The 8,738-nt window shown below is 74.3% G+C and carries 7 protein-coding genes and 1 tRNA gene; 4 read left to right on the top strand and 4 right to left on the bottom strand.

Translation table 11 applies throughout. The annotated features are described in order from the left end of the window. The first annotated feature begins 103 nt into the window (after positions 1–103). On the top strand, positions 104–376 hold the full coding sequence (locus tag ACFRMQ_RS33790) for a hypothetical protein (protein ID WP_380734584.1): 273 nt from the start codon (positions 104–106) through the stop codon (positions 374–376). A gap of 30 nt (positions 377–406) precedes the next feature. Beyond that, positions 407–826 (top strand): large conductance mechanosensitive channel protein MscL, encoded by a 420-nt coding sequence (mscL, locus tag ACFRMQ_RS33785; RefSeq protein ID WP_380734583.1) that lies wholly within the window; start codon positions 407–409, stop codon positions 824–826. A 62-nt stretch (positions 827–888) separates the two neighbouring features. On the opposite strand, the gene ACFRMQ_RS33780 is transcribed toward mscL, so the two are convergent. Continuing rightward, entirely contained in the window at positions 889–1,116 is a 228-nt protein-coding gene (locus ACFRMQ_RS33780; RefSeq protein WP_380734581.1) for a hypothetical protein, read from the bottom strand. Positions 1,117–1,258: 142 nt separating this feature from the next. After that, positions 1,259–2,230 (bottom strand): sigma-70 family RNA polymerase sigma factor, encoded by a 972-nt coding sequence (locus tag ACFRMQ_RS33775; RefSeq protein ID WP_380734580.1) that lies wholly within the window; start codon positions 2,228–2,230, stop codon positions 1,259–1,261. A 424-nt stretch (positions 2,231–2,654) separates the two neighbouring features. Here ACFRMQ_RS33775 and ACFRMQ_RS33770 point away from each other — a divergent pair, with 424 nt between their 5' ends. Continuing rightward, positions 2,655–3,596, top strand: a complete 942-nt coding sequence (locus ACFRMQ_RS33770; protein WP_380734579.1) for a phosphatase PAP2 family protein — start codon at positions 2,655–2,657, stop codon at positions 3,594–3,596. Positions 3,597–4,134: 538 nt separating this feature from the next. Here ACFRMQ_RS33770 and ACFRMQ_RS33765 read toward each other — a convergent pair. Both ACFRMQ_RS33765 and ACFRMQ_RS33760 read right to left on the bottom strand, forming a co-directional pair. Next, positions 4,135–6,603 (bottom strand): FtsX-like permease family protein, encoded by a 2,469-nt coding sequence (locus ACFRMQ_RS33765; RefSeq protein WP_380734578.1) that lies wholly within the window; start codon positions 6,601–6,603, stop codon positions 4,135–4,137. A 296-nt stretch (positions 6,604–6,899) separates the two neighbouring features. Beyond that, positions 6,900–6,972, bottom strand: a tRNA-Arg gene (locus ACFRMQ_RS33760). A 169-nt stretch (positions 6,973–7,141) separates the two neighbouring features. Between ACFRMQ_RS33760 and ACFRMQ_RS33755 the strand changes: the two genes are divergently transcribed. Then, a complete protein-coding gene (locus ACFRMQ_RS33755; protein WP_380734577.1) occupies positions 7,142–8,680 on the top strand; it encodes a glycosyltransferase family 39 protein in 1,539 nt (512 codons plus the stop codon). The last annotated feature ends 58 nt before the right edge of the window (positions 8,681–8,738 follow it).

The raw sequence follows: 8,738 nt of genomic DNA, 5'->3' as shown, positions 1-8,738 counted from the left end.
CACAGGTCCGGGGAAGGCACTTTCCGAGTTCGCCGGGAACGCCCATCGTGTGGGTCATCCGGTCCGCGAGGGGCCGGGTCACCTGCACTCCGGAGGTACCTCGATGACGACCGTGAGCTTCTCCCTCCCCCTGCCCGCCCCCACCGTGCCGCCCCGGCAGGAGCTGCCGAGCTTCCCGCCGATCCGGCGCGGCTGCGGCGGGTGGCACCGCTGGCGCAGTGCGGTGCGGCGGCGGGCCGGGGCGCCCGCGCTGGTGCTGCTCGCGGTGGCGGCCGCGCTGGCGCTGGGGCCCGCGCGGGCGGGGCTGCCGCCGCCCTCAGGCGGTTCGCTGGGCCGGACGGGTTGTCAATCCGGAGCTACGGAAGATCACCCGTAACCCGGAAACGACCTCGTCGTTCGAGGCGGCATGAAGGGCTTCAAGGAATTCCTGCTGCGTGGAAACGTCGTCGAACTCGCCGTGGCCGTGGTCATCGGCGCGGCTTTCACCAACATCGTCAACGCCTTCGTCAAGGGCGTGATCAATCCGATCGTCGGCGCCTTCGGGCCGAAGGACCTCGCGTCCTACAGCTCCTGTCTCAAGGGGCCCTGCGAGCTCGGCCCGACCGGTGAGGTCACGTCCGGAATCCTCATCCTGTGGGGGTCGGTGCTCAGCGCCGTGCTCCAGTTCCTGATCACCGCGGCCTTCGTCTACTACGTCCTGATCGTGCCCATGAACAGGCTGGCCGCGCACCGCAAGACCGCCGCCGAGAAGGCGGCGGAGGCCGAGGCCAAGGAGGTCCAACTGCTCACCGAGATCCGCGACGCGCTCGTCGCGCCGCTGCGCTGACCGACGGGCGCCGTCCGCCCCGGCGCCTCCCCGTCCCCGCCCCTGTCCCCGTCCCCCGTCACTCAGTCCCCGTGGTGCGGCGGGCGCTGGCTCAGGTACCAGTCCAGCCCCCGCCCACCACCCTCCGCGGCGCCGGGGCGGTCGCCCCAGCCGGAGTCGGTGTCGTCCCTGGACTGCTGGTCCAACGGGTCCCGGAAGACCAGCCGGGCCTTGTCCGCGGCGGCCTTCCCCGGCTCCCGGGCCTCGTTCCGGCCCTCGTCCTGGTTCTCTTCCCGTCCCTGCTCGCTCACGCTGTCCACTCCGTCGTTCGTCCCTTCCCTCCAGCCTAAGAGCCCCGTGGAACGCCTCGGGCCCCGGTGCGGAGCGTTCCGCGCCGGGGCCCGATGAGGGCTCGACCGCTGGGAGGGCCCGACCGCTGGGCCGGCCGCTACGTCAGGCGGCCTCGAAGCCCGCGTGGTCGGCGATCTTCTTCAGCTCGGCCAGCGCGTGCTTCTCGATCTGGCGGATCCGCTCACGGGTGAGGCCGTGCTGCTTGCCCACCTCGGTGAGGGTGCGCTCACGGCCGTCCTCCATCCCGTAGCGGGAGCGGATGATCGAGGCCGTGCGGTCGTCCAACCGCCCGATCAGGCCGTCCAGTTCCTCCCGGCGGAGCATGACCATCACGGCGTCCTCGGGGGACGTGGCCCCGGTGTCCTCGACGAGGTCACCGAACTGGGTCTCGCCCTCGTCGTCCACCGACATGTTGAGGCTGACCGGGTCGCGCGCCCAGTCCAGCACGTCCTTGATCCGGGCCTCGGTGGTGTCCAGCTCGGCCGCGATCTCGGCCGGCTCCGCCTCGCGGCCCAGCTCCTTGGACTTCTCCCGCTGGACCCGCCGGATCCGCCCCAGCTCCTCCACGAGGTGCACGGGCAGCCGGATGGTGCGGGACTGGTCCGCGATGGACCGGGTGATCGCCTGCCGGATCCACCACGTCGCGTATGTGGAGAACTTGAAACCCTTGGCGTAGTCGAACTTCTCGACGGCGCGCACCAGGCCCGCGTTGCCCTCCTGGACGAGGTCCAACAGGGGCAGGCCGCTGCGCGGGTAGCGCCGGGCGACGGCGACGACGAGCCGGAGGTTCGAGCGGATGAAGACGTCCTTGGCGCTCTCGGCGTCGGCGGCTATCGCCTCCAGCTCCTCGCGCGTGACGCCGTCGGGGAGTCCGCCCTCCTCCAGCAGGTGCTGGGCGTACACGCCGGCCTCGATCCGCAGCGAGAGCTCGACCTCCTCGGCAGCATCGAGCAGGGGTGTCCTGGCGATCTCGTCGAGGTACATGCCGACCAGGTCGCGGTCGGCTTCGAGATTGGTCGGGCGGGCCGCGCGACTCCGGTCGGCCCTGTCGCGAACGACGGCACGGGTGGCCATGCTTGCTCCCTTTGCTGGTGTTGCCGAGGTCTGCCTGCCTGCCCCGCGAGGGCAAGAAGTGCGGGCCCCTGGGGGCTCACACGTAACGATCCAACGAACAGAATCCGGACAACATTCCCAAGTCGCTCAGTTTCTTGCCGGCGATGAAGTATCCTGCCGACTTTCACCCCGGCCACGGACGCTCGGTGACCACCCGGGCACGTTCCGCGCCGTCGGACGGCCGCCCCGGGAATGGTTTCTTCACCCGACCCTCACGCGTTCGCCGCCCACCCGTTGAACCCGCGAACGGCCATGGACGTTCCCCGGATGCCCCGCCTTCCACCCGGACCCCCACCCCGACGCACGCAGGTCCTCCTCACAAACGATGCCGAATCGCTATCACTCCGGCCCTCGCTCGGCACAGGACACTGGGAAGGTGTCAGCCATGCACCTGACCAACAGCACGACCGTCGCCACTGCGCGTAACCGCAGTCTCCTTCGGGACGCAGCGCTCGCGCTGGGCTGTGCCGCGCTGTTCGGCCTCCTGGCCGTCCTGGTCACCGGCCACTGGCGTCCACTGGCCCGCTTCGACCAGGAATGGATCGACGAACTCCACACCTACGCCCGGGAACACCGGATCTGGACCGCCTCGGTGCAGACGCTCTCGGACATCGGCGGCACCGTCACGATGCGTACGCTGCTCGGGATCGCGGCCGGATGGCTCTGGCTGATCGGCGCGCGGGTGCTGGCCGGCTGGGTGGCCGCCCAGACACTGGTCGGCTGGGGCGCCCAGTGGGCCCTGAAGCTGGCCTTCGACCGCCGCCGCCCCTCCTTCACCGACCCGGTCTCGCACGCGGGCGGACCGGCCTTCCCCTCCGGGCACGCCATGGCCTCCGCGATCACCTGCGCCGTCCTGGTCGGCCTGCTCTGGTACCGGGTCCACCGGCGCGGCCGGACCGCCGCCTCGCTGGTGGCGGCGGTGACGGTGCTGACCATCGGCTGGACCCGGGTCGCGCTCGGGGTGCACTGGCCCAGCGACGTCCTGGCCGGCTGGCTGGCCGCCGGGATCGTGCTGGGCGCCGTGACCGCCGCGATCCAGCTCTGGCGCCCCGGCGCACTCGCCCGGGACGTACGGCGGGTCAACTGGCGTACCAGGCCCCGGGTCCAGCGGGTCATCGTGTCGGGCGGCCGGCCGGCGGCAGGTGCCACGACGCGCGACGAGGACGGGCCGGGACTCGGTCTGGGCACCGAGGGCCTGGGCGCGGCAGGCCCGCGCGAGGACCGCCTGCACGAGGACGGCCTGCGCGGCGAGGACCCGCGCAACGAGGGCCCGCGTGGCCAGGGCCTGGGCGATCCCGCCGATCGGCCGGACGAAACGGTCCGCTGAACGCTCCCCCGGGTGTCACCGGCTCCGCGCGCCGCCCGGCCGTCGCATCGGCGTGACGGCGCATCGGCGCGACGGCGCGACGGCCGGGCCCGGTCCCCCCTTCCTGAACCCGACATCCGCCGCAGCCCCAGCCTCGGGCACCCCGGCGGCCGTCCGACCGGGAAGCCACCACCGCCGTCCCACCGCCGTCCCGTCGGCCGCCCGGTGGAACGGGGCCGCCCCGGCCTCCCGATGTCCGGCCCGATGTCCGGCCCGACGTCCGGCCGCCGAGCCGGGCGCCTCGGCGACGGCCCCTCCCCGGGTCCTGCGTCATCCGCCCCCACTCGCCCCAGCCGGCCGGAAGGACTCCTCCACCGGGCCCGGCCCGCTCCGACCGAACTCCGTCCACCGTGCCCGGCACACCGACGGCGACCGCGAGGCCGTGTGCCGCGTCGCGGGCGGAACGGAAGGAACGGAAGGAACGGAAGGAACGGAACCAGCGGAGGCGGTCAGGCCGAGCAGAACCGCCCGCGGCACCGGGTCCGGGCCTCCGCCGGGCTCACGAAGCCCGCATCGCCGTCACCGCGCTCATCCGGCCGACCCGGCGGGCCGGGAGGACGGCCGCTGCCAGGCCGACCAGGACGGTGAGGGCCAGGGCGGCCAGCACGGGCAGCGGCGGCGGGCCGCCGACCGTGCCGATCGTCGAGGTGATCGAGCGGGCGGCGGCCCAGCCGTAGGCGATGCCGAGGCCGGTGCCGACCAGGGCGCCGGCCAGGGAGAGCAGCAGCGCCTCCAGGGTGAGCATCCGGCGCAGTTGCCCGCGCGACATCCCGATCGCCCGCAGCATGCCGATCTCGCGGGAGCGTTCGGTGATGCTGAGCATCAGAGTGGCCGCGACGCCGAGGCCGGCGATGGCGACGGAGAAGGACAGCAGGGCCATGCTGACGGTCTTCAGCCGGTCCAGCAGGGAGCGCAGGGTGTCCGCCTGGGCGGCGGTGTCGGTGACGGCCAGCTGCGAGTGGTCGGCGAGGGCGCGGTCCAGGGCACGGCGGGCGGTCGGCCGGTCATCGCCCTCGGCCGGGCTGATCCAGGCCGTGGTGACGGGAGCGCCGGGGGCGATCCGGTCCAGGGTCGCGGGCGTCACCAGCAGGGTGGCCCCGCTCTGCAGGGTGAACGGCAGGCTGCTGCGGCCGGATCGGAGTCGGAGTTCCACACCGCCGGCCCGGTGCGTGCCGGTCTCGCCGACCCCGCTGAGCGCTTCGCCCTCGGCGAGCGAGCGGACCCGGTCCACGTCGTCCGTCGAGGAGTTGAGCCCGGCGGCGTCGACGGCGGCGACCACGGTGGGCCGGCCGTCGAGGTCGACGGTGGCCGAGCGGACCGGGGTGACGGTCAGCCCGTGCTCGGCACGGAGCGCCCCGAGCGCCCCGGCGGGCAGGGGGCCGCCGCCGGTGGCGGCCGCCGAGAAGACCCCGGGCTGGCGCGCGGACACCACCGGGACCAGCGAGTGGGAGGTGATGTCCAGCGCGGTGACCGCGCCGACCATCACGGTCACGCCGAGCAGCAGCGCCGAGCCGGTGGCCCCGGTGCGGCCCGGGTTGAGCCGCAGCTGCTGGGTGGCGAGCCGCCCGGCCGTACCGCCGAGCCGCCGGGCGGGCCGGCCCAGTACGGCGACGACCGCGGGCAGCACCCGATGGGCCAGCCGCAGAACGCCGAAGAAGTTGGCGATGGCACCGACGGTGACGGCGAGCAGTGACAGCGGCGGCGGGGTCATCGCCCCGGCCACCAGCAGCGCGGTGCCGGTGACCAGCAGCGCGGAGGTCCACACCGTGGCCCGCACCCGGGCCGCTCCGCCGGTCGGCGCGGGCGCGCCGCCGAGCGCGGCGACCGGCGGCACGGCCGCGGCGGCCTTCGCCGGACCGCGGACGGCCAGCAGGGTCAGCAGCACGCCGAACAGCCCGGCCAGCAGGCAGGTCAGCGGGGACGGCAGCAGCGACAGGTGCACCGGTCCGAGGTCGAGCCCGTCGACGACGGCCGTGCCGAGCGCGCCGAGGGCGACCCCCAGCAGCACGCCCGCCGTCGAGGCGCCCAGCCCGAGCAGCAGTCCCTGGCGGCGGATCAGCCGGCGCAGCTGCTGCCGGTCGGCGCCGACGCAGCGCAGCAGTGCGAGTTGGCGGGTCCGCTGGGCCAGGACGACGGTGAAGGTGTTGCCGACCACCATCCGCGCCACGGCGAGCGCGATGAGGACGAAGGAGAGGGCGGCGATCAGCACGACGCCGTACATGGTGCCGCTCTGCCGGGTCGCCTCGGTGACCGAGGCCGCGCGGGTGTGCACCTCGGCACCGGTGCCGAGGGCGGTCCGCAGGGCGTCGACGGTCCGGGTCGGGGAGGCGTCCGGGGCGACCCTGAGGTCGAGCCTGCCGGTGGTGACGCCGGTCGCGTAGGTGGCGACGGCGCCTGCGGGCACGCCGATGATCGGGACCCCGGCGAGGCTCGGTGCGCCCCGCTCGTCCAGGGTGCCCACCAGACGGGCGGTGGCGGCGGTGCCGTCGGCCCTGGTCAGGTGCACCTCTGCCCCCACGGCGGCGTCGAGCCGGTCCGCGGTCCCGGTGTCGAGCAGTACCTCGCCGGGGCCGGCCGGCCAATGCCCGGCCTTGAGCAACTGCCAGCGCAGCGCCGGGTCCTCGGCGACGGCGCTGACCGCGGCGGTCCGGTCGAGCGGCCGGCCGTCGGCGGCCAGCACGCCGCCCCTGCCGGTCAGCCGCGGGGCCACCGCGGCCACCCCGGCGGTCTGCCGGGCCCGTTCCACGGCGGCCGCGTCCAGGCCCGCGGCCGCGGTCTTCGCGGTCACCTGGACGTCGGCGGGTCCGACCTCGGCCGCCGCGGTCTGGCTGTAGGAGTCCACCAGAGCCCCGCTGCCGCTGACGGAGGCGATCAGGAAGGCCACTCCCAGCGCGATCGCGGCACCGCTCAGGAGCAGTTGGCGCAACTGGCCGCGCAGCTCGGCCACGGTGTATCGGTACGTCGTCATGGTTCCCCGGATCGTCCGCCCTGACCGGCCGCGATGCTCCGGCAGGGGTCTCGTCGAGCCTAGGAACGGGATCGCCGCGGGCAGTCAGCACGAGGTCGGTTTCATGATCACACCGGGGGCGGACGACCGTCCGCCCCGCCTCCTCCCCCGGAGGTACGCCACCCCTGACACCCCCGCGCCCCGGTCCCCTCCCGGGCGGCCGAGCCGCACGGCCGAGCCGCACGGAAGGCGTCCGGAAACGGCGCGGGCCCCCCGCCCGAAACGGGGCGGAGGGCCTGCGACCTGCGTGTTCGTTGTGCCCCAGGCAGGATTCGAACCTGCGACACCGGCTTTAGGAGAGCCGTGCTCTATCCCCTGAGCTACTGAGGCGGGGCCCGGGTGGTACCAGGCCGCTCACAGCGTACCGGATCGGGGGTGGGGCTCGGGGTGACGGTTGGGACGCGGGTGGTCGACGGGGTGTCAGCGCGAGTCAAGTAGCCTGCCGGGCAGGGTGGGATCCGACCCCGCCTACGGCGCGGCTAAGGAGACGAAGGACCTGATGAGACCTGCTGTGCGCCCGGTGGGCCGGCTGTTGGGGCAGGTGTGGGTGTGGCCCACGGTGGCGATGCTGGTGGTGGGCGGGTACCGGCTGGGGACGCCGGACATGTGGCGGGACGAGATCGCGACGGCGACGGTGGCCACGCGTTCACTGGATGACCTGCTGCGACTGCTCCAGCACGTCGACGCCAGCAACGGCGCTTACTACCTGCTGATGCACGGGTGGACGGCGGTGTTCGGCGACTCCCCGGTCTCCCTGCGAATACCCTCCGTGCTGGCGATGGCGGCGGCGGCCGCGTTCGTGGCGCTCACCGCCCGGCGGCTGTTCGGCAGCCGGGTGGCGGCGGTCGGCGCCGGGCTGCTGTTCGCGGTGCCCCCGCAGATCGTCCGGTACGCCCAGGAGGCGCGCTCCTACGCGCTGGTGACCTGCGCGGTCGCGGCGGCCTCGTACTTCCTGCTGCGGGCTCTGGAGCGGCCGACCTGGCGGCGCTGGGCGCCGTACTGCGTGGCCATGGCGCTGGCCGGCGCCGGGCACCTGATCTCCTTCAGCACGGTCGTCGGACAGGTGGCGCTCCTCGCGCTGCACCTGTGGCGCACCCGGGCGGAGGCGGACCGGCGGCTGCTGTGGCACTACCCGCTGGCGGTCGTGGTGGCGGCGCTGCCGGTGCTGCCGGTGGTGCTGCTGGGCAGCCGGCAGTCGGACCGGCAGCTGGGCTGGATACCGGTCCCCTCCATGCGCGGCCTCGCCCGCTTCGGCGAGCACCTGCTCGGCGTGGACCAGGTGTTCTACGCCTTCGCCCTGCTGGCGGTGCTGGCCCTGGCGCTGCCCGGTCGGCGCGTCGCGGCCTGGCAGGCGCTGCTGCTGGCGGAGCTTCCGGTGGTGGCCGTCTGGCTGGTGTCGCGGCTGAGCGACACCTCCTACTTCATCGAGCGGTACCTGCTGTTCACGGTGCCCGCCTGGGCGGTGCTGGCGGGTGGCGGCCTCGGGGCGGTGTACGGCGCGGTGGTGGCCCTGGCCCGTCGCCTCGGCCGCGAGCCCCGGCAGGCCGTCGTGCTGGCCGGTCTGCCGGCCGTCGTGCTGCTCGCCGTGCCGACCGTGGCGGCGCTGCCGAAGCAGTCCTCGGTGCGCTACGTCGGTTCGCACAACGGCTCGGCGGAGCCGTTCAAGGCGGCGGCCCGGGAGATTTCCGCCGGCTACCGCGCCGGGGACGGGATGGCGGCGCCGCTGGGCGACCAGTCCTGGGCGATGGCCTGGCCGGGCGTCAGCTACTACCTGCCCTCGGGCGTCCGCCCCCACCCGGTCTTCGTCGCACAGAGCGCCGACGACGCCGAGGACCTCACGCCGACCCCCTGCCCCCAGCCGGAGAGCTGTCTGGGTGGGGCGTCCCGGATATGGCTGGTAGTCCTCGGCGACACCCTGGACCCGCTGGGCGCGATGCCGGCGGCCCAGGCGCAGGTGCTCCGCGCCCAGTACGGTGCCCCGGACCGGGTGACGCCGCTCGGCGGGCTCACCCTCGCGCTGCTCGACCGGAACGCGTAGGGCCGCGGGCCGCACGGCCGGAGGCGGACACCAAGCAGAACAGGAGAAGGGGAGCCGG

This window comes from Kitasatospora sp. NPDC056783 (assembly GCF_042789895.1).
Lineage (GTDB): Bacteria > Actinomycetota > Actinomycetes > Streptomycetales > Streptomycetaceae > Kitasatospora.
The sequence above is the reverse complement of the archived record's forward strand: the minus strand, read 5'-3'. Positions and strand labels throughout refer to the sequence as shown.